17 protein-coding genes are annotated in these 21,193 nt (G+C 64.4%); 5 read left to right on the top strand and 12 right to left on the bottom strand.

Going from position 1 to position 21,193, the window contains the following annotated elements:
* Window positions 1-161: 161 nt before the first annotated feature.
* Window positions 162-3,638, bottom strand: a complete 3,477-nt coding sequence (locus AC0L3B_RS00340; RefSeq protein WP_247296336.1) for an indolepyruvate ferredoxin oxidoreductase family protein — start codon at window positions 3,636-3,638, stop codon at window positions 162-164.
* A 176-nt stretch (window positions 3,639-3,814) separates the two neighbouring features.
* On the opposite strand from AC0L3B_RS00340, the gene AC0L3B_RS00345 reads away from it, so the two are divergent.
* The 3 genes from AC0L3B_RS00345 (at window position 3,815) to AC0L3B_RS00355 (ending at window position 7,357) form a co-directional block, all read left to right on the top strand.
* Window positions 3,815-4,783 (top strand): hypothetical protein, encoded by a 969-nt coding sequence (locus AC0L3B_RS00345; protein ID WP_473379886.1) that lies wholly within the window; start codon window positions 3,815-3,817, stop codon window positions 4,781-4,783.
* 206 nt (window positions 4,784-4,989) lie between these two features.
* The gene (locus tag AC0L3B_RS00350; protein ID WP_473379887.1) at window positions 4,990-5,691 is read left to right on the top strand and encodes a cysteine hydrolase family protein; all 702 of its coding nucleotides are present in this window, start codon (window positions 4,990-4,992) and stop codon (window positions 5,689-5,691) included.
* 10 nt (window positions 5,692-5,701) lie between these two features.
* The gene (locus AC0L3B_RS00355) at window positions 5,702-7,357 is read left to right on the top strand and encodes a regulator (RefSeq protein ID WP_247296347.1); all 1,656 of its coding nucleotides are present in this window, start codon (window positions 5,702-5,704) and stop codon (window positions 7,355-7,357) included.
* Here AC0L3B_RS00355 and AC0L3B_RS00360 read toward each other — a convergent pair whose 3' ends face one another.
* The 10 genes from AC0L3B_RS00360 to AC0L3B_RS00405 form a co-directional block, all read right to left on the bottom strand.
* Window positions 7,358-8,182, bottom strand: coding sequence for a carbohydrate ABC transporter permease (locus AC0L3B_RS00360; protein ID WP_204510551.1), 825 nt, complete (start codon window positions 8,180-8,182; stop codon window positions 7,358-7,360).
* On the bottom strand, window positions 8,179-9,117 hold the full coding sequence (locus AC0L3B_RS00365) for a carbohydrate ABC transporter permease (protein ID WP_018457161.1): 939 nt from the start codon (window positions 9,115-9,117) through the stop codon (window positions 8,179-8,181). Before AC0L3B_RS00365 ends, AC0L3B_RS00360 begins: the two co-directional genes overlap by 4 nt.
* Window positions 9,114-10,436 (bottom strand): ABC transporter substrate-binding protein, encoded by a 1,323-nt coding sequence (locus tag AC0L3B_RS00370; protein ID WP_247296350.1) that lies wholly within the window; start codon window positions 10,434-10,436, stop codon window positions 9,114-9,116. The genes AC0L3B_RS00365 and AC0L3B_RS00370 overlap by 4 nt, the downstream gene beginning before the upstream one ends.
* A gap of 78 nt (window positions 10,437-10,514) precedes the next feature.
* On the bottom strand, window positions 10,515-11,294 hold the full coding sequence (soxA, locus tag AC0L3B_RS00375) for a sulfur oxidation c-type cytochrome SoxA (protein ID WP_473379888.1): 780 nt from the start codon (window positions 11,292-11,294) through the stop codon (window positions 10,515-10,517).
* On the bottom strand, window positions 11,291-11,608 hold the full coding sequence (gene soxZ, locus AC0L3B_RS00380) for a thiosulfate oxidation carrier complex protein SoxZ (protein WP_247300309.1): 318 nt from the start codon (window positions 11,606-11,608) through the stop codon (window positions 11,291-11,293). The genes soxA and soxZ overlap by 4 nt, the downstream gene beginning before the upstream one ends.
* A complete protein-coding gene (locus AC0L3B_RS00385) occupies window positions 11,608-12,075 on the bottom strand; it encodes a SoxY-related AACIE arm protein (protein ID WP_085352083.1) in 468 nt (155 codons plus the stop codon). Before AC0L3B_RS00385 ends, soxZ begins: the two co-directional genes overlap by 1 nt.
* Window positions 12,076-12,083: 8 nt before the next feature.
* Window positions 12,084-12,533: a sulfur oxidation c-type cytochrome SoxX gene (gene soxX, locus AC0L3B_RS00390; protein WP_247300306.1), complete on the bottom strand. Its 450-nt coding sequence runs from the start codon at window positions 12,531-12,533 to the stop codon at window positions 12,084-12,086.
* A complete protein-coding gene (locus AC0L3B_RS00395; protein WP_247300304.1) occupies window positions 12,526-13,797 on the bottom strand; it encodes an NAD(P)/FAD-dependent oxidoreductase in 1,272 nt (423 codons plus the stop codon). The genes soxX and AC0L3B_RS00395 overlap by 8 nt, the downstream gene beginning before the upstream one ends.
* A 54-nt stretch (window positions 13,798-13,851) precedes the next feature.
* Window positions 13,852-16,038: a xanthine dehydrogenase family protein molybdopterin-binding subunit gene (locus AC0L3B_RS00400; RefSeq protein WP_473379889.1), complete on the bottom strand. Its 2,187-nt coding sequence runs from the start codon at window positions 16,036-16,038 to the stop codon at window positions 13,852-13,854.
* Between the two features lie 11 nt (window positions 16,039-16,049).
* A complete protein-coding gene (locus AC0L3B_RS00405; RefSeq protein WP_007594050.1) occupies window positions 16,050-16,499 on the bottom strand; it encodes a (2Fe-2S)-binding protein in 450 nt (149 codons plus the stop codon).
* 245 nt (window positions 16,500-16,744) lie between these two features.
* Between AC0L3B_RS00405 and AC0L3B_RS00410 the strand changes: the two genes are divergently transcribed.
* Window positions 16,745-18,364 (top strand): B12-binding domain-containing radical SAM protein, encoded by a 1,620-nt coding sequence (locus AC0L3B_RS00410; RefSeq protein ID WP_018457153.1) that lies wholly within the window; start codon window positions 16,745-16,747, stop codon window positions 18,362-18,364.
* Window positions 18,365-18,368: 4 nt separating this feature from the next.
* On the opposite strand, the gene AC0L3B_RS00415 is transcribed toward AC0L3B_RS00410, so the two are convergent.
* A complete protein-coding gene (locus AC0L3B_RS00415) occupies window positions 18,369-19,757 on the bottom strand; it encodes an MFS transporter (protein ID WP_473379890.1) in 1,389 nt (462 codons plus the stop codon).
* 169 nt (window positions 19,758-19,926) lie between these two features.
* Here AC0L3B_RS00415 and AC0L3B_RS00420 point away from each other — a divergent pair, with 169 nt between their 5' ends.
* On the top strand, window positions 19,927-20,988 hold the full coding sequence (locus tag AC0L3B_RS00420; protein ID WP_247300302.1) for an isocitrate/isopropylmalate dehydrogenase family protein: 1,062 nt from the start codon (window positions 19,927-19,929) through the stop codon (window positions 20,986-20,988).
* Window positions 20,989-21,193: the final 205 nt, after the last annotated feature.

Genomic DNA, 21,193 nt, shown 5'->3' on the forward strand with positions numbered 1-21,193 from the left:
CTTCGCCGAGGTCGAAGTCTGGGCGCGCCGAAGCTTTAGCGTAGGCGGCAGGCGGGGCATCCAGTACGCCGCAGCCCATCGGACTAATCACAACCGCCTCGGAGTACTGGATCGCCCGCCTTTGCGGGCGATGACACCGAGAATGTAGCGCCAGTCTTCCGCTACTCCGCAGCCGCAGCAAAGCGGCTGTTCTCCAGTTCTGCTTCCAGCCGCGCCTTCTCCGCCGCCGCCAGTTTGATGTTGGCTTCCTTGACATGCCCGAAGCCGCGGATCGTCTCCGGCAGCCGCGCGAGCCTCGTCAGCAGCGGGATCTGCTCCGCTTTCAGCCCGGCGATGCGCTGATCGATCATGTCGAAATAATCCGCGACCAGCTTCCGCTCGGTGCGGCGCTCCTCGGTGCGGCCGAACGGGTCGAACGCGCCGCCACGCAGGAACTTCAGCCCGGCGAGGAGGCGGAAGGCGTGAATCATCCAGCCGCCGAATTCCTTCTTCTGGAGGTGTCCCGTCGTCTTGTCGCGCTGCGCGAAGATCGGCGGGGCCAGATAGAACTTCAGCTTGAAGTCGCCGTCGAATTTCTCCGAGACTTTCTTGGAGAAGCTGCCATCGGTGTAAAGCCGCGCGACTTCGTATTCGTCCTTATAGGACATCAGCTTGAACAGGTTTTTCGCGACAGCCTCGGTCAGCTCCGTGCTAGCAGGCGAGGTTGCTGCTTCCGCCTTGCGCACCTTGGCGACGGCGGCGAGGTAGCGATCGGCGTAGGCCCTGTCCTGATAGCCGGTCAAAAACTCCGCGCGCGTTGCGATGATGTCGTCGAGCGACTTTGTCGGCGCGGAGGTTCGGCTCCTGAATTGCAGCACGCTCCGCACCCGCGACATGTCGTGGGCGGCGAGGCGTCCCCAGGTGAAGGCGAGCTTGTTCATTTCGATCGCGGCGCCGTTGATCTCGATGGCGCGAAGCAGCGCTTCCAGCGACAGCGGGATTGCGCCCTTCTGGAAGGCGAAGCCGAGCATGAAGGGATTTGTCGCGATCGAATCGCCCATCAGTGCCGAGGCAATGCCGGTGGCATCGATGATGTCGAGGTTCTTGTCGCCGACGGCGTCGCGCAGCACGGTCTGCATCGTCCCCATCTCGAAATCGAGGTCGGGGTTTTGCACGAAGCTCGCGGTCGGCTGCAGGTCGGCGTTGATATACGCTTTCGTCGTTCCGCGCTCGGCGCGACTGAGCGCGGAGGGACCGGCCGAGACGATCATGTCGCAGCCGAGGATGACGTCGGCGCCGCCCGTCGTGATCCGGACCGCGGAGATGTCTTCCGGCTTCGCGGCGATGCGCACATGGCTCATCACCGCGCCGTTCTTCTGCGACAGGCCGGTGAAGTCCAGCGCCGAGCAGCCGCGGCCGTCGACATGGGCGGCCATGCCGAGCAGCGCGCCGATGGTGATGACGCCGGTGCCGCCGATGCCGGTGACGAGGATGTTGTAGGATGCGTCCAGCTCACGCGCGGGTGGCAGCGGCAGGTCGGCAAACAACTGGCCTGAATCCACCGCCGAGGTCTTGATCCGCTTGAGCGTGCCGCCGTGCACGGTGACGAAGCTCGGGCAAAAACCCTCGACGCAGGAGAAGTCCTTGTTGCAGTTCGACTGGTCGATCTGGCGCTTGCGGCCGAACTCGGTCTCCAGCGGCTGCACCGAGACGCAGTTCGACTCTTGCGAGCAATCGCCGCAACCTTCGCAGACGAGCTCGTTGATGAAAGCGCGCTTGGCGGGATCCGGATAGAGCCCGCGCTTGCGGCGGCGGCGCTTTTCCGCGGCGCAGGTCTGGTCGTAGATCACGACCGTAAGACCCTGGATGTCGCGCAGCTCGCGCTGCACGGCGTCGAGCTCGCGGCGATGATGGACGGTCGCGCCTTGCGGGAAGTAGTTGGTGTCAGGGTATTTGGTCGGATCGTCCGAGACGATCGCGAGCCGCTTGACGCCCTCGGCCCAGACCTGATGCGCGATCTGGGCGACGTTGAAGCCGCCCTCGGCCGGCTGGCCGCCGGTCATCGCGACGGCGTCGTTGTAGAGGATCTTGTAGGTGATGCTGATGCCGGCGGCCGATGCCGCGCGAAGGGCGAGCAGCCCGGAATGGGTGTAGGTGCCGTCGCCGAGATTCTGGAAAATGTGCTGCTCGGTCGTGAAGGGCGCTTGTCCTATCCAGTTCACGCCCTCGGCGCCCATATGCGAGATCAGATCGGTGCGGCGCGTCGGCATGCTCAGAGCCATGCCGTGGCAACCGATGCCGGCCATGGCTCGGCTTCCCTCGGGCACGCGCGTGGAGGTGTTGTGCGGGCAACCCGAGCAGAAGAACGGCGTGCGCGCGAGCTTGATTTGCCCGGAGGCCGGAACAGGAGTGTCGAAGGCCTCGAGCCGGGCGAGGCGCTGCTCCAGCACTGGGCTGTGGTGGCCGAGCTTGCGCAGCCGCGCCACCAGTGCGGATGCAACGATGGTCGGCGTCAGCTCGCCCTCGCTCGGCAATAGCGGCGCGCCGCGTTCGTCGCGCTTCCCGGTAACGGTTGGGCGCCTGGACGCATCGATATTGTAGAGGATGCGCATCAGCTGGTCTTCGATGAAACCGCGCTTCTCCTCGACCACCAGCACGTCCTGAAGCCCTTCGGCGAAGCGCTTGGCCCCGCTTTCTTCCAGCGGCCAGGTCATCGCGACCTTGTAGATGCGCAGGCCAAGGTCCTCCGCGTCCTTGTCGGAAATGCCCAGATCGGCCAGCGCCTGCCGCAGATCAAGATAAGCCTTACCGGTCGCGACGATGCCGAGCCGTGCCGGCCTGGAGTCGAGCACGATGCGGTCGAGCTGGTTGGCGCGCGCAAAGGCCTGCACCGCCGCCATCTTCGGGCCGAACAGGCGCCTCTCTGCGTCCAGCGGCGGATCGGGCCAGCGGATGTTGAGGCCGCCGGGCGGCATCTCGAAATCGTCGGGGAGCTTAATCTGGATGCGTTCGGGATCACTGTAGATCGACGCCGAACTCTCCACGGTTTCGCTGATCGCCTTGAAGCCGACCCAGCAGCCGGAGAAGCGCGACAGCGCAAAACCGTAAAGGCCGAGGTCGAGATAATCCTGCAGCGTCGCCGGGTTGATCACGGGGATCAGCGCCGCTGCGAAGACCTGCTCGCTCTGGTGTGCCAGTGTCGAGGATTGGCAGCCATGGTCGTCGCCGGCAAGCGCGAGTACGCCGCCATTCAGCGAGGTGCCGGCGGCATTCGCATGCTTGAGCGCGTCAACCGAGCGATCGACGCCGGGCCCCTTGCCGTACCAGATGCCGAACACGCCATCGACCTTGGCGCCGGGAAACAGGCCGACCTGCTGGCTGCCCCAGACGGCGGTCGCCGCTAGGTCCTCATTAAGGCCGGGGACGAAGGCAATGTCGTGCTGCTGGAGGTATGACTTCGCGCGCCACAGCGCGTGGTCGTACATGCCGAGCGGGGAGCCGCGATAGCCCGAGATGAAGCCGCCGGTGTTGAGGCCCTGAAGTCGATCGCGTTCGCGCTGCAACATGGGCAACCGGACCAGCGCCTGCGTGCCGGACAGGAAGATCCGCTTCGATTCGAGCCGGTATTTGTCGTCCAGCTCGACCTGCATCAGCGTCATTTCGGAAGTCCTCGTCTCTTGGTCGGCTCTTATTCGACTTGGGGTTTGCGCTGCGGGAGGGAGGAGCGGCTGCGCGACGCGAATTGTGACAGTCAAGGGCATGCACAGGCGAAGTCAATATCGCTGGCCGCATCCGTGGCGCTCCTGCTAGTCATGGCTTGCTTGCGGAGGACACCATGACGGCACAAGTGTTCGATACCGAGATCACGGAGACCGACGGCGCTCTGATCGGGCCGTGGCGTCAGCCGCGTCAGATGCTGCAATCCCAAACCTACGACGCGCACGCCTCGATCCACGACGACGCCACCGCGCAGAAGCTCGGCTTCAAGGGCGGCACCATCGAGGGGCCGACCCATTTCAGCCAGTTCGCACCTTTGGGCGCGCGGTTGTGGGGACAGGTCTGGTTCGAGAGCGGCTGTCTCTCCGCCCATTACCGCAGCGTCTGTTACGAAGGCGAGGAGGTGCAGGCGATCCTGTCGAAGCCGCTGCCCGGCACCAGCCAGTGCCAGATCCAGATGGTCAAACGTGACGGCACCGAGGTGCTGCGTGGCACGGCCTCGGTCGGAGAACCGCAGGCCGCAACCGCGCTGGAGGCGCGTCTTGGCGAACTCAAGCCGCTCACTGATCCCGTGATCCTGCGCGACGTGAAGGTGGCGCAGACGAACCGGCGCCAGGCGGTGCGGATGGCGTTCGACCAGATCATGGGCGAGCTCTATCCGTTCTCGCTGCGGCAGAAGCTCGCCGTCATCACCGAGACCTCGCCGTATTATTCAGGCGCCGGCAATCCTTCTGCGAATCCTTGGGGCAGGGCGATCATCCCGATGGAGATGCTGAGCGTGCTGTTCCAGTACCGCTCCAAGGACGATCCTCTCCCGGCCAAGGGCCCGGCCGTCGGCCTGTTCGCCGACCAGGAGATCAGGCTGGCGAAGGGCCCGCTGTTTGTGGACGAGGACTACGAAGTCGAGCGCGAGGTCGTCGCGCTCTCCGGCAGCCGACGCACCGAGAGCGCCTGGGTGAAGACGCGCGTGTTCGACAAGACGAATTCGGTGGTGGCGACCATGCTGCTGAACATGGCGACGCTGAAGGATTCTTACGCGCCGTATGAGGAAGAATATCGACGGCTGTACGGAGATACTGCCCGCTAGAAGCGAGCTTCGTTGTCGCTCATCCTTTGGGCAAATGCACGTCGCAAAAGCCGCCGCACAGCGAATAAGCAGACCCCGGCTTTCCTCATAACATTCTGACGGCGCAGCAAATTTTCCCGCGCTGTCCGCCCGATCGCCATTGTACACAATGGCACGGCGCTTGCAGAACTCCCGGGCAACGAGAGTTCTCGCGGGGGCCTTGAGTCATGTTGAACTCGACCAAGCCGACACTGGGTGTCATCAGCGCCGAACCGGAGCCGGTCAAGCTGGACTGGTCGGCTACCGCGCTCCTCATCATCGACATGCAGCGCGACTTCATGGAGCCTGGCGGCTTCGGCGAGACGCTCGGCAACGACGTCAGCCAGCTCGCGCGCGCGGTGAAGCCGATCGGTGCGGTGCTGAAGGCCGCGCGGGAGACCGGCATGCTGGTGATCCACACGCGCGAGGGCCATCTGCCCGATCTCTCCGACGCGCCGCTGGCGAAGGTCGAGCGCGGCGCGCCATCCCTTCGCATCGGCGACCCTGGTCCGATGGGACGCATTCTCATTCGCGGCGAGGCGGGCCACGACATCATCCCGGAGCTCTATCCGCTCGACAGCGAGATCGTGATCGACAAGCCCGGCAAGGGCGCGTTCTACGCCACCGAGCTCACCGACGTGCTGGAGAAATACGGCATCGAGAATCTGCTAGTGTGCGGCGTCACCACCGAGGTGTGCGTCAACACCACCGTGCGCGAGGCCAACGACCGCGGCTATCGCTGCGTCGTCATCTCGGACGGCTGCGCATCCTACTTTCCCGAATTTCACGAGATGGGCCTGAAGATGATCAAGGCCCAGGGCGGCATCTTCGGCTGGGTTGCAAGCTCAGCCGCGGTTCTGGAGGCGATGAAGATTTCCACATCAGCGTAGGGGCATCACGATGAGCACAGGCACGACAGGGACGGCCGGCACCTCCGAGTTCAAGCCAGCACTATGGACACCGGGCGACTGGAACGCGTTTTTCGGCTTCGGCACCAACATCCTCGTCAACATGCTGGTGCTCACAGGCCTCTTGCGCTTCGTGCTGAAGATGCCCGACTCACTGGTGTTCGGCCGCATCCTTCCCGCACTCGGGTTGATGATGTGCCTTTCCACCTTCTACTACGCGTTCCTCGCCTATCGTCTGGCACAGAAGACCGGCCGCAACGACGTCTGTGCGTTACCGTCAGGCGTCAGCGTACCGCACATGTTCATCGTCACCTTCGTGATCATGCTGCCGATCACGATAAAGACCGGCGATCCGCTCAAGGGCTGGTCGGCGGGCCTGGTCTGGGTGTTCTTCCAGAGCTTCATCCTGATGATCGGCGGCTTCATCGCGCCGTTCATTCGAAAAATCACGCCGCGCGCGGCGCTGCTCGGTACGCTCGCCGGCGTATCCGTCACCTTCATCTCGATGCGGCCGGCGCTCGAAATGTACATGACGCCGCAGATCGGCCTGGTCTGCTTCGCCATCATTCTGGTGAGCTGGTTCGGTGGCGTGAAATATTGGCGCGGCATTCCCGCCGGTCTCGTCGCGATCGCGGTGGGCATGGTCATCGCATGGGGTTCGAACCTGTTCGGCCTCGGTCTCGGTGGACTGAGCGTCAAAGGCGTCGGTGATGCCTTTGCCAATTTCGGCTTCTCGGTGCCGATCCCGGCGGTAGGCTACGTCTTCTCCGGTTTCGAATTCCTCGGAATCATTCTGGTTACCGCCATTCCGTTCGGCATCTATGATCTCGTCGAGGCCATGGACAATGTCGAGAGCGCGGAGGCCGCCGGCGACGAATATCCGACCACGCGCGTGCTCACCGCCGACGGAATCGTCAGCCTGATTGGCTGCCTGATGGGCAATCCCTTCATCAACGCCGTCTATATCGGCCATCCCGGCTGGAAGGCGATGGGCGGCCGCATTGGTTACTCGGCTGCGACCGGCATCATGGTGGTGGTGCTGGCTTGGTTCGGCATCATCTCGGTGCTGCTGGCGCTGGTCCCGGTCGTCGCGATCTCGCCCATCCTGCTCTATATCGGCATGCTGATCGGCGCGCAGGCGTTCCAGACCACGCCGGTCAAGCACGCGCCCGCGATCGTGCTGGCGCTGACGCCGCATCTGGCCGCCTGGGCCAAGCTCCAGATCGACACCATGCTGGGCTCGACCATGAACGCGGCTGCGACCGTCGGCGGAATGGCCGCCGACAAGGCCGACGCGGTCAAGGCTGCGGCGATCGCAGCACTGCCTCAGCAGGGCGTGTTCTATCACGGACTCGAAGTGATGGGCGGCGGCTCCATCCTCGGCGGCCTGATCCTGGGTGCGATCGGTGTCTTCATCATCGAGCGCGACTTCGAGAAGGCCTCGGCGTTTGCGCTGGTTGGTGCGGTCCTGACCTACTTCGGCTTCATGCACGGCGAAGCCGTCGGCATCGGCGGCGGCTTTGGCGTCACGCCCGCGGTCGCGTTCGCCTATGCCGTGATGGCCGCCGGTTTGTTCGCGGCCAGCAGGCTCGGCGCGAGCGAGTCCTACATGCCGCACGCGGACATGCACGCGGCACCGGCGGAGTAGCTACCCGCCCTTGACGGCACCCGCGGTGAGCCCGGCGACGATCTGTCGCTGGGCGAACACCGTGAGCAGCAGCACCGGAAGGGTGACGATCAGCGCGGCGGCCGCGAGCGGCCCCCAGCTCAACTGGTCGAACGAGATCATGTTGTAGACCGCGACTGGCAAGGTGCGTGTCTCGCGTCCGGCCAGCACGATGCCAAAGACAAAGTTGTTCCAGGAGAAGATCACGGCGAGAATGAAAGCGACCGCGATGCCAGGCTTGGCGATCGGCAGCGCGACATGGCGGAAGACCTGCCAGCGCGTGGCGCCGTCGATGAGGGCTGCTTCTTCCAGCTCCATTGGCGTCGTCTCGAAATAGCCGATCATAATCCAGATCACGATCGGCACCGTGACCACGAGGTGGATGATGATCTGCGGCACCAGCGTGCCGAGCAGTCCCAGCCACTGGAACATGAGAAACAGCGGGATCAGATAGGACAGGCCCGGCGTGATGCGGGCGATCAGGATCACGATCGCGGATTTATGCGCGGCCATGCGTGCGATGCCGTAGCCGGCGGGAACGCCGACGAGCAGGGCAAGCAGCGTCGCACTGCCGGTGACGATCAGGCTGTTGATGAAATAGGTCAGAAAGCGGTTGGAGGCGAGTACGTCGGCATAGTTTTTCCAGGCGACATGCTCGGGAAAGAACACCGGCGGGTAGGCGGCGTTGTCGATCTCGAATTTGAGCGACAGCGACAGCATCCAGAGAAAGAACAGGATCGCCGGCGACACGATGAGGAACACCGAGAACCACAGGCCGATCTTGCCGATGATTTGCCTTGGACTCATGTGCCGCTCGCGATCTCGGTCCACAGCATGCGTTGGCGTGCATAAAGCATCACCGCCGCGAGCAGAACGATCAGCAGGAAGAACACGACCGCGATCGCCGAGCCGTAGCCGAGGTCGTAATAGGAGAAGGCGACGCTGTAGAGATAGATGTTGATCGTCTCCGACGCCGATCCCGGACCGCCCTGCGTGATCGCGAAAATGATGTCGAAGCTCTTCACGGCATCGATCATGCGGATCATGCCGGCGATGAACAGGAACGGCATGATCAGCGGCAGGGTGATGAAGCGGAACACCTGCCAGATGCTGGCGCCGTCGATCTGTGCACTTTCGTAAGGCTCGGTCGGGATCGCTGCCAGGCCGCCGAGTACGATCAGCATGACCAGCGGCGTCCATTGCCAGGTCTCGACCAGCACCAGCGAGGGAATGACGGTCGCGGGATGGAATACCCAGAGCTGCGCGGGGATTCCGACCAGTGACAGCAGATAGTTCAGTACGCCGAGCTGCGGGTGGAACATCATGGTCCAGACCAGCGCGATCGCCACCGGCGTCGCCATCATCGGCATGATGAAGACGCCGCGCAGAAAGCCGCGGCCAGGGAATTTCTGGTGAAACACTACGGCCGCAAACGTGCCGAGCACGAGCGGCAGCAGCACGGAGAGTGCGGTGTAGACCAGTGTATGTCCGATGGCCTCAATGAAGCGGGGATCGCTCGTCAACCGCAGATAATTGGACAAGCCAACGAAGGTGGTCGACGAGCCGACCTTCCATTCGTTCAGGCTCATCCAGATCGTGAAGACCCACGGAAAGATGATGATCGCGATCACGACCACCAGCGCCGGGACCACGAACGGCCAGTAGGACGGCGGCCGCAACTCCTTCTCCGGCGCGGCATCAGACTGTGCCGCGCCCGGAGTCGATTGTGTCAACGCACTCACGCCTTCTCGCTACGCTCCAGGATCGGCCGGTACTGATCGTTGGCCTTCTTCAGCTCGGCGGCAGGATCGGCGCCGGACAGGGTCGCGGTGACCGCGGCGCCGACGATGTCGCGGAATTCGGCGACCGGAATCACGACGGGCAGGCCCAGCTTGCTGATCTTGCCGGAATCGATCACCGATTGCAGCCACTCCTTGGTCTTGACGCCCTTCTGGACCTCGGGATCGCCAAGGATCGAGTTGCGGAACGGCACGCCGCCGCCGGCCTGCAGCAGCCGCGCGCCCTGGGTTTTCGAGACCACCCATTGGCAGAGCAGATAGGCGGCTTCCTTGTTCTTGCTCGCAGCGGCAACGCCGATGCCGTCGCCATAGGTCGAGGAATATTGTCCCTTGGGGCCGGCGGGCACGACGGTGTAGCCGACCTTGCCGACGACGCGCGAGGCGGCCGGATCTTCCAGCGGCGGCGCCCAGCCGACGCCGTCGATCCACATCGCGGATCGGCCTTGGGTGAACGAGGCCATCGACTCCATCCAGTTGAAGCCGGCGACGCCTGGGGGTGCCGATTTCGTCAGGAGCGTCTGATACAGCTTGGTCGCCGCAATGGCTTCCGGACCGTCGGTCAGGATGTTGCCCTTGGCGTCGAGGAATTCCCCGCCATAGTTGAGGAAGAAGTTGCTCCACATCGCCATGTTGGCGTTGCGCAAGCCGCGCCCAACAAAGCCGTAGATGCCTTCCTTGGTATCGGTGAGCTTCTCGGCCGCCGCAGCCATCTCGTCGAGGGTCTTGGGAACGGTGACGCCCTTCTTCTCGAACAGCTCCTTGTTGTAGTAGAGGATGAAATAATCGACCGACCACGGCAGCGACAGCATCTGGCCCTTGTCGTTCCTGGCGTATTGCAGGCCGGCTGCCGAGAAGTCGCCCTCGACGAGATCGGGCGCGGTGAGCGCCGGGTCCTTCATGAAGGGCGTCAAGTCGGCGAGCCAGCCGGCCTTCTCGAATTGCCGCTTCTGCACATGGTAGCTGAGATGGACGACGTCGAAGCTCGGCCGTCCCGAGGTGAACTCGATCACCACCTTTTGGCGCTGCTGCTGCTCGGGAATCTGCTCCGCTTCGACCTGGATGCCGGTGAGTTCGGTGAACTCCTTCACGTATTTTTGCAGGTTGTCGCCGCGGGGGCCCTTGGCGAGGATCACCTCGAGCTTGGTCCCCGCGTATTTCTTCCAGTTCACCTCGGCACGCGCCGGCAATCCCGTCAGGCTGAGCGCGCCAGCTGCGGCAGTGCCCGTCAAGAGCGTACGACGCGAGATTTTGTGGTTGACCACTTGAGGTCCCTCCCTGTGACTCAATTTGGGCGGATACTAGCGGCCGTTCTGCTTCTGCCTAGTCCTAATCTGCGGAATTCAGGGCCGCACGGCCGGCGTTTCCATCGGCAAGCCATGCGCTCGCGACATCAGATAGAGTTCGAGCGCGACCAACTCGGGCGCGCCGAAATCATAGGCCTGGGCGCGGACACCCGTCATGCAACTGCGTAGCCGCCGCTCCAGCGATCCCAGCGTCTGCCATTCTAGGCGATAAAGCGGATAGCCGGTCGGCTGTCCCTGCGTGACCGGCGCGCCGGCAAGCCGCTTGTTGAAATTGTCGTCGTGGCAATTGGTGCAGGCAAGATTGAGCTGGCCTTCGCGCTGCATGAAGAGGGCGCGGCCCTGTTCGACGAATGGCTCCAGTTGCGGATCGTCGCCCGCGGTGATCGCGGTGCCGCGCGATTGGTGCGCGACGAAGGCGGACAGGGCCAGCAAATCGCTGCTCTCGTAGGGGAGCGGCCTCGCCTGCTGATGATTGCTGCGGCACAGATTGATGCGCTGGTCGAGCGTGACGGGGCGCGCCAGCGCCTTGTCGAAGGCCGGATAGCGCGCCGCGACGCCTTTCATGCTGCCGCGTGCATCGCCATGGCAATCCACGCAGGCCTTGTCGGCGCTGCCGGTCCTCTTCGTCCATAACGCCTCGCCGTCGAGCACGAACAGCATGCCGGGATTTGAGGTGTCGTCATCCTGCATCGCGCGCGTGTCAGGCCCCATGAACGAATAGCCGGAGCGGCGCGCGTCCGGCGGAATCTCGCCGGCGAGCAGGGCAGGGAGCGTGGCGAGGAGCGCCGCGGCCGATATCGCGCGCCAAAAACTCATTCGACCGTGATCGACGCCGATGCGCTGGACGAATAGCCGTTGTCGCCGATCCACTCGAACTCGAACTTACCGCTCTGCTTCGCGACCGTGAAAAACGACAAATAGGGATTGGCTGCTATCGCCGGAAAGAGATCGGCGCGAAAAATCTCGGTGCCGTTGTAGCGGCACGTGAAACTCGTGATGATGTCGCGCGGCACCAGCGCGCCGTCCGCGGTATGGCGGAAGCCCGTCTCCATGATGTGCGAGGTCAACGTGCGGATCTCGATGATTTCGCCGCGCCTGGCTTTCGCCGGAACGTTGATGAGCGCGGCCATCAATTCATCTCCTCGGTGCAGGCGGCCAGCGTCACCACGATCTCGGCCGTGACCTGCCAGAACGTGTCGTCGGAAAGACGCGCGATCGCCACCACCTTCTGGGTGTCGGCGAGCCGAATCCGGGTCGAGATTTGGGCGCGGCCGGACGAGGGGCCGAGATAGAAATTGCCGATGTTCGGCTGCGGGTTCTTCTCGTTGAAGACGTGGATGCTCTTGACGTAGTCGCCCGCCGTCATCGGGCTCGCGACGCGCACGGTCAGCGGCACCGTGTTGCCGTTCTCGACCAGCGGCGGAATGTCGAGCTTCACCTTGCCGGTGCGGACAGGTGCTTCGCCGACGACGTTGCGGATCGCGGCAGTGAGCATCGCCGGTGTCGCCTCGAGCGGCCGCAGCGTGACCATCGGGATCGCCCCGGCGAACGTCACGCTTCCGGCAAGATTCAGGAATTGGCGTCGCGTGGTTGGCATGAACAGTCCTAGTCCCGAAGCGTTGCGAGAAAAGCCACGAGGTCCTCGATCTCGGCGGCGGACAATATCGGTTTGCCGACGAAATTTCGCCCGACCCGCACGAGGTGGTCGGTGCGATAGTAGGACGGCATGATGGTCTCCGGGTTGAAGCGCGCCGCATCGACGAGTCGAAGCCGCAACTGGCTCACCGTCCAGCGGTTCCCCGCACCCGAGAGGTCAGGCGCGAGGTCGCCCTGGAACCGGGTTTCGGGGAAGGGACCGGAATGGCAGAGGATGCAGGTCGTCGTGCGCGCCAGCACCAGCGCGCGTCCGCGCGCGGCGTCGCCGGGCGCGCCGGTGAGCGATTCCGCGATGCCGTCGCCGGCGACGTTGTAGTGCCGGAGCTCCTCGGCTCCCGCATGGCAGGCGAACGCGCAACTGGCGATGAGCGCTGCGATATGGACCAATGCTCTAGCCAAAGGTGTCCGCCGTGATGGTTTGAAACCAGCGCTCGGCTTCAGCCGCCTCGCGGGCGCGCAATTCGCGCGGCGCATCGGCCGGGCTGGTCGCTCCGCCCTCGACCTCGGCGAAGATGTCGCCCCTGGGCTGGTAATTGCCCGCGAGTGAAAAGCCGTAGCCGGGTGCGACAATGTTGTAGCACACCCCTGTCAGTCGCGGCGTTTCTGGTGCGCGGCCGGCAAGGAGGTTCACGATCGCGGAAGCGCAGGCCTTGCCCTGTGCGCTTGCCGCGGATGCCGATTTGGGAATGCCCCCGCCGAGGCAGGCATCGCCGATGACGTGGATGTTCGGGACAAGTTTCGATTCGAAGGTAACGGGATCGATCGGGCACCAGCCGGTCGCATCCGCCGCGCCCGCGACCTCAGCGATGCGTCCGGCACGCTGCGGCGGGATGACGTTGGCGACGTCGGGGGTGTAATTGCCGAATTCGGTGACGATGGTCCTGGTCGCAGGATCGACCGAGGTCACGCGGCCGCCTTGCGACAGAGCGATGCGTTCGATCATGTTCCCGTAAAGCTCCTTCCACGCCTTCTCGAACAGCCGCTGCTGGGAGAAAGTGTCCTTGGCATCGAGAATCAAGACCTTTGAGCGCGGCTTCGTCGTTTTCAGGTAATGCGCGATCAGGCTGGCTCGCTCGTAAGGCGCCGGCGGACAGCGCGAGGGATTGGCGGGGATGGCAATGGCGACAGTGCCGCCGTCCGGCATGGCCTCCAGCTGCCCACGCAGCAATAGCGTCTGCGCACCGGCCTTCCAGGCATGCGGCATCTTTTCTGATGTGGCGTCGTCGTAGCCGGGCAGAGCCTCGAAATGGAAGTCGATGCCGGGAGAGAGGACGAGACGATCATAGGGCAGCGCAACGCCATCGGCCGTCACGACGCTGCGCAGCTGCGGCTCGATCGTGGTTACGGCTTGGCTGATCACCGTGACGCTTTCGGCGGCGACCTTCTCATAGCCAAACTGCTGCACGTCGATCTCGCGCAGACCCGCGATCACCTCGTTGCTGAACGGGCAGGAAGTGAAGACGGTACTGGGTTCGATCAGGATGACTTGCAAGTTTGCCTGCGCGCGCTTCAGCGCGCGGGCGCACGCCGCACCACCGAAGCCGCCGCCGACCACGACGGCGCGGCCCGCCGATTGCGCGCGCAGGATCGTAGGGGCGGCGAATGATGTGGCCGCAGCGGCGATCCCGAGGACGGCATCCCGCCGTGTCACCGGCGCATTCATGAGTCTTGTCCGGAAAGTGTGCCGCGGCGGCGGTTGCGGCCGCCGCGGCGTTTCTCAGGCGAAGGTGATGTTCTGGTCGCGCAGCGGCACCGAACGGATGCGTTTGCCCGTCGCCGCGAAGTACGCATTGAGCACCGCCGGCGCCGCGACGCCGATGGTCGGCTCGCCGACACCGCCCCAGAACCCGCCGCTCGGCACCATCACCGACTCCACCTTCGGCATCTCGTTGATGCGCATCGAATTGTAGGTGTCGAAGTTGGTCTGCTCGATCTTGCCGTCCTTGACGGTGCAGCCGCCGTAGAACAGCGCGGAGAGGCCATAGACGAAGGACCCCGCGATCTGCCGCTCCACCTGGGCCGGATTGACGACGTAGCCGGGATCGGTGGAGGCGACGATGCGATGCACCTTGATCTTGTTGCCGTCGGTCACCGAGATTTCGGCAGCGCCGGCGACATAGCTGCCATAGCCCATCACCTGCGCGATGCCGCGATAGATGCCCTGTGGCGCCGGAGTGCTCCAGCCGATCTTCTCGGCCACGGCATTGAGCACCGCCAGATGCTTGGGGTGATTGCCCATCAGCTTGCGGCGGAATTCGAGCGGGTCCTGGCCTGCGGCCTGGGCCAGCTCGTCCATGAAGCATTCCATGTAGATCGCGTTGTGATTGACGTTGACGCCGCGCCAGAAGCCCGGCGGAACGTGCGGGTTGCGCATCGCATGCTCGACCAGGAGGTTCGGCACGGAGTAACCGAACGCGGCTTCGCCGGACTGGGCGACGCCCTGGAATGCGGCCGGATCCATGCCGTTCTGCAGCGCTTCGGGGCGGAGCGAGAACAGGATCGATTGCCCGGACAGGCGATAGTGCAGCGCGACCAGATTGTTGTCGGCATCGAACGCGCCGGTCATCTTGCACTGGGTGATCGGGTGATATCTGCCGTGCGCCATGTCCTCTTCGCGCGACCACAACAGCTTGATCGGCGTGCCCGGCATCTCCTTGGCGATCAAGACGGCCTGGCGGACATAGTCGGTCTGGCCGCGCCGGCCGAAGCCGCCGCCCGGCATCACCTTGTGCACGTCGCACTTCTCCGCCGGCAGGCCCGACGCTTCCAACGTGGCCGCGAAGGCTGCCTCGCCATTCTGCGTGCCGCACCAGACCTCGCATTTGTCCGCCGTGTAGAGCGCCGTGGCGTTCATTGGCTCCATGGTGGCGTGGTTCTGGTAGGGATAGCTGTAGACGGCCTCGATTTTCTTGGCGGCACCGGCAATCGCCGCCTTCGCGTCGCCGTTCTTGTTGCCGACATAGGCCGGCTGCCCGTTGTCGAGGCCCTCGGTCAGCCATTTCGCGATCGACTCGCTCGAGACCTGGGCGTTGTCGCCCTCGTCCCAGACGATCGGCAGCGCCTCCAGTGCGGTCTTGGCGTGCCACCAGGTGTCGGCAACGACGGCGACCGCGGTGTCGCCGACCTTGACGACCTTCTTGACTCCTTTCATGCCGGTGATCTTGGCTTCGTCATAGCTTTTCAGCTTGCCGCCGAACACCGGGCAATCCTTGATCGCGGCGTTCAGCATGCCCGGCAGCTTGACGTCGATGCCGTAGACCATGGTGCCGGTGGTCTTCTCGGCGGTGTCCAGCCGCTTCACGCCCTTGCCGATCAGCTTCCAGTCCTTGGGGTCCTTCAGCTTGACCTCGGCCGGCGGCGTCAGCTTGGCCGCGGCCTCGGCGACCTTGCCGTAGGTCGTGGTCTTGCCGGACGGCGTGTGGGTAATGACGCTGTTGGCGGCCGTGCATTCGGACGCCGGCACTTTCCACGCCTCGGCGGCGGCCTGGATCAGCATCACGCGTGCAGTGGCACCGCCCTTGCGGACGTAGTCTTGCGAAGAGCGGATGCCGCGGCTGCCGCCGGTCGAGAAATCGCCCCAGACGCGCTTGCGGGCGACGCTCTGGCCCGGTGTCGGATATTCGGTCGAGACCTTCGACCAGTCGCATTCGAGTTCCTCGGCGACGAGCTGGGCAAGGCCGGTGAGGGAGCCCTGGCCCATTTCGGAGCGGGCGATGCGGATGACGACGGTGTCGTCGGGCCTGACCACGACCCAGGCGCCGATCTCCGGGGAGCCGTCGGCCGCGCGGACCACGGCGGGACCGCCGAAGGGGATATCGAGGCCGATTGCGAGACCTGCGCCGACCGCGGCGGTGCCGATGACGAAGGCACGGCGGTTCATCCTGGGAGAGACATGCTTGTTCATGTGGCGGCTCCTTACGCGCTTGCGATCGTGTGGATCGCTTCGCGCACCTGCTGGAAGGTGCCGCAGCGGCAGATATTGGTGATGGCCTCGTCGATGTCGGCGTCGGTCGGCTTCGGCTTCTCGCTCAGCAGCGCCGCCACCGCCATGATCATGCCGCTCTGGCAATAGCCGCATTGCGGAACGTCCTGGGCAATCCAGGCTTCCTGCACCTTGTGCAGCGCGTTGCCGGAGGCGAGCCCTTCGATGGTCGTGATCTTCTTGCCTGCGGCTTCGCCGACCGAAACCCCGCAGGAGCGGGTGGCGACGCCGTCGATGTGAACGGTGCAGGCGCCGCATTGTGCAATGCCGCAGCCATATTTGGTGCCGGTGAGGCCGGCATTCTCGCGGATCGCCCAGAGCAGGGGCGTATCCGGCTCGACGTCGAGCGTGAAGGTTTTTCCGTTGATTGTTAGGTTTGCCATCGCAGTCCCCTGATTGGCCCAATCCACCGACTGGACTCAGCGGCGCAATGTGTCCGGCAAATTGGAAACGTTCAAATCAATAGTCCGAGGGGTAACCGGCGGGGATTCCTTCCCCGGGCGCCCGCGGCATGGTCTACTGGCTTCCGCGCCGACGCCCCCGGAACCGAGAGCGACAGTTTGTCCCTTTTGGCAGGGTGCAAGTCGAGAATGCTCTGCTACAGTGGAATCAGCCAAAAAGGGGTTCCATGAACGTACCGCAGCCTTGCAAAGTCCTGATGCTCTATCCGCTGTTCTCGGCAGAGTCCTTCTGGAGCTTTGGCGAATCCTGCAAAGTGTTGGGTGTGAAGCGGCCCGCGGCCCCTTTGGGGCTGATCACCGTTGCCGCGATGCTGCCCGAGAGCTGGACGGTCCGGCTGATCGATTGCAACACGGAATCCTTCAGCGACGAGGATCTTTCCTGGGCCGACGTCGTCTTCACCGGCGGAATGATGCCGCAGCAGGCCGACACGCTGCGCCTGATCGAAATTTGCCGTGCCGCGGGCAAGCCGGTGGTCGTGGGCGGTCCCGATCCCACCTCGAGCCCCCATATCTATGAGAGGGCCGACTTCCAGGTGCTCGGAGAGGCCGAAAGCGTTCTCCACGAATTCGTCGCGGCCTGGGACAGTGGCGCACGCTCCGGCGTCTTCATTGCGCCGAAATTCCAGGCCGACGTCACCAAGACGCCGGTGCCGCGCTTCGATCTGCTGAAGTTCGAGGACTACCTTTATCTCGGTGTGCAGTATTCCCGCGGCTGCCCGTTCACCTGCGAGTTCTGCGATATCATCGAGCTCTATGGCCGGGTGCCGCGAACCAAGACGAACGAGCAAATGCTGGTCGAGCTCGACAGGCTCTATGCCATGGGCTACCGCGGCCATCTCGACTTTGTCGACGACAATTTCATCGGCAACAAGAAGTCGTTGCGGCTGTTCCTGCCCCAGCTGGCCGAATGGCAACGTGCTCACGGCTATCCCTTTGAATTGTCAACTGAGGCCTCGGTCAATCTGGCCGACGATCCCGAGCTCCTGAACCTGATGGGCCAGGCGAACTTCTTCGCCATCTTCGTCGGTATCGAAAGTCCGGATCCGGCGACGCTGGTCGCCATGCGGAAGAAGCAGAACACGCGGCGCAACATCGCCGAGAGCATCCACAAGATCTACGCCGCGGGCATGCTCGTCACCGCGGGTTTCATCGTCGGCTTCGACAATGAGAAGCTCTCGATGGCGGATGCCATGATCGACTTCATCGAAGAGGCAGCGATCCCGGTCAGCATGGTCGGCCTGCTCTATGCCTTGCCGAACACGCAGCTGACGCGCCGCCTCGAGCGCGAGGGCCGGTTGCATCCGGGCCACGACCTGGCGCCGACCATCGGCGCGGATCAGTGCACCGCCGGGATCAACTTCGATCCGGTGCGTCCATTGCGCGACATTCTGACGGACTACAAGCGCGTGCTGGAGCACATCTACAGCCCGGCCGCCTATGCAAGGCGTATCGACCGACTGATGACGCTGCTCGACCGCTCTCGCCAGCGCCAGGAGCTCGCGGAAGGCGATATCCGTGCCCGGATCGGCGCGATGGAAACGGTGCACAAGGTGGTCACAGCCCTTCCCGAGGCGCGCGGGCCGCTGTGGCAGACCTTCATGAACTGCGCCAAGCGCGACACAACATCGGCGCGGATCGCCGTGCAGATGATCGCTGCCTATGCGCATCTCGGGCCGTTCTCGCGCAAGGTCATCGCTGCCATCGATGAGCGCCTCGCTGCGCTCGACGAGGAGACTGTCATTCCGGCCGCGACAGTCGAGGTGACGGCGGCCCGACATCTGGCTTGACCGTCTACTCCACCGCCAGCCGCAAAAAGCTCATCACGCTGCCGAGTACGGCGAAGCCGGCGCCGAGTGCCAATGCCACGACTGCGCCGTCGTGACCGGCCAGCGAGAAGCAGAGCGCGGCCAGCGCCGCCCCTGTCGTTTGCCCTGTCAGGCGCGCGGTGGCGACGATGCCGGAGGCGCTGCCGCTGCGATGTGGCGGCGCGCTCGACATCACCGCTTTCATGTTCGGCGCCTGGAAGAAGCCGAATCCCATGCCACAGATCACCATCCGCCAGATGATGTCGGGAATCGCAGGATTGGCAGGCAGCATCGCCAGCAGCGCCGTGCCGAGGCCGAGCAGCACGAGCCCGATGCCGCCGAGCAGTCCGACCGCGTGCCGGTCGGAGAGGCGCCCGGCGATCGGCGCCATGATGCCGACCACCAGCGGCCATGGGGTCATGAAGAAGCCGGTCTCGACCTGCGAACGCCCCAGCACGTCCTCGAAATAGAACGGCAGCGAGACGAAGGCGAGGCCCTGCACTGCGAACGAGCACACCGCGGTCGCCGCCGACAGCGCGAACATCGGCCGGCTGAACAGGTCGATCGGCAGCATCGGCGCCGGATGGTCGGCGTGGCGGCGCGTCAGGATGAAGCCGAGCGCGAGGGCAGTGACCAGCTCGATGCCCACGACCATCGGTGAGAGATTGTGCGCGGCACTGCCGATGCCCGTGATGAACAGCCCGAGACAGGCCGACGCCAGGGCCGCGCCGAGAAAATCGAAGCCGTGATCGGCGCGCGGCGTCTTCGGCAGCATCGCAAAGCCGATGCCGATCGCGACCAGGCCGAACGGGATGTTGACGGCGAACAGCCATGGCCACGGGCCGAGCGCGAGGATAGCGGAAGCGATCGAGGGACCAAAGGTGAAGGCGGTCGCGACCACCAGCGCGTTGTGGCCGAAGCCGCGGCCGAGCATCCGGCCGGGATAGACGAAGCGCACCAGCGCCGTGTTGACGCTCATGATGCCGCTCGCACCTAACCCTTGCAGCGTGCGCGCAACCAGCAGGCTCTCCAGCGACCAGGCCACCGCGCAGAACAGCGAGGCGATGGTGAACAGGATCAGGCCGCCGAGATAGATGCGCTGGTGCCCGACGATCTCGCCGAGTGCTCCCAACGGCAGCAACGTCGCCACCAGCGCGATCTGGTAGACGTTGACCACCCAGACCGATTGCTCCGGGCTCACATGCAGGTCGCCGGCAATGGCGGGCAGCGCGATGTTGGCGATCGCGGTGTCGAGCGACGCCATCGCCAGCGCGGTGAAGATCGCGGCAATGGCCCAGCGCCGCTGTGCGGCTGGAAGGCCTTCGGAAATGGTGTGGTCGGGCTCGCGCGCGCCGGCGGGTAACGTGATTGTCATTGCGTTAGCGCGTTGCTCCGGCGGCCGGCTCCAGGGGACTCGGCATGTACTACGGCGCGGCCGCCTTCCACAGGCATATGCTTGCATGCTGTGTATGCGCGAAGGCTGGGCGATGAACCTGCGCGCCGGCGTATGATCGCGCGAACTGCTGCAATGTCAGGGGACCGCCATGCACATCGTCGTTTTGCCCGGTGACGGCATCGGGCCCGAGATCACGGCCGCAACATCAGGCGTGTTGCGCGCGGCCTCCGAACGCTTCCAGCTCAATCTGCAGCTGGAGGAGCACGCGGTCGGGCATGCGAGCCTCAAACAATTTGGCACGACGGTGCGCCCCGAGCTGCTCGACATCGTCCGCGCCGCCGACGGCCTGATCCTCGGGCCGACCGCGACCTTCGACTTCAAGGACGAGGCCCATGGCGAGATCAACCCGTCGCGATATTTTCGCAAGAACCTCGACCTCTACGCCAATGTCAGGCCGGCACGCACCTATGCGGGGCTGTCCGGCCGGGTCGGCGATTTCGACCTCGTCGTGGTGCGCGAAAATACGGAAGGGTTTTACGCCGACCGCAACATGGAGCAGGGCAACGGCGAGATGCTGGTCACATCGGACGTCGTGATCTCGCTGCGCCGGATCACGCGCCTGTGCTGCGAGCGCATCGCGCATGCGGCGTGCCGGCTGGCGATGAAGCGGCGCAAGCATCTCACCATCGTGCACAAGGCCAATGTGCTCAAGCTCGGTGACGGCATGTTCCTCGAGATCTGCCGCGAGGCGGCGAAGGCCTATCCCGGCCTTGAGGTCGACGACATCCTCGTCGACGCCATGATGGCGCATGTGGTGCGCAACCCCGACCGCTTCGACGTCATCGTCGCCACCAACATGTTTGGCGACATCCTGTCCGATCTCACCGCCGAACTCTCCGGCAGCCTCGGTCTCGGCGGCTCGCTCAATGTCGGCGACAGCTTCGCCATGGCGCAGGCCGCGCATGGCTCGGCGCCTGACATAGCCGGACAGGATGTTGCCAATCCAGTCTCGCTGATCCTGTCCACGGCCCTGCTGCTCGGATGGCACGGCGAGAATAGCGGCGCGGTGCGCTACGAGGAAGCCGCACGTGCGATCGAGGCGGCGGTGGCAAAAGCGATCGGCGAGGGCAGGGCAACGCGCGATGTCGGCGGAAAGCTCGGCACGATCGCCGCGGGGGCGGCGATTGCGGAAATCCTGCAGGCCGGGTGAGTGGTTATGCGGGGCCTTGTTTTTTTTAAGGGCTCAAAACAAAAAAGCGCGAAAACAACCCCATGCACAGTAGAAGGCCCCTTGATTAATAAGGGATTTCCGAACCGCGCAGCGGCGGCATTCGCCGCTGCCATGACGTTGACCCGTCGGGCAAAACACTGGCAAAATGCGATCGTGGCGGAGATCGCGGCGTGAATGCATCGGT

The sequence above is a fragment of the Bradyrhizobium sp. Kon56 genome, assembly GCF_055807635.1.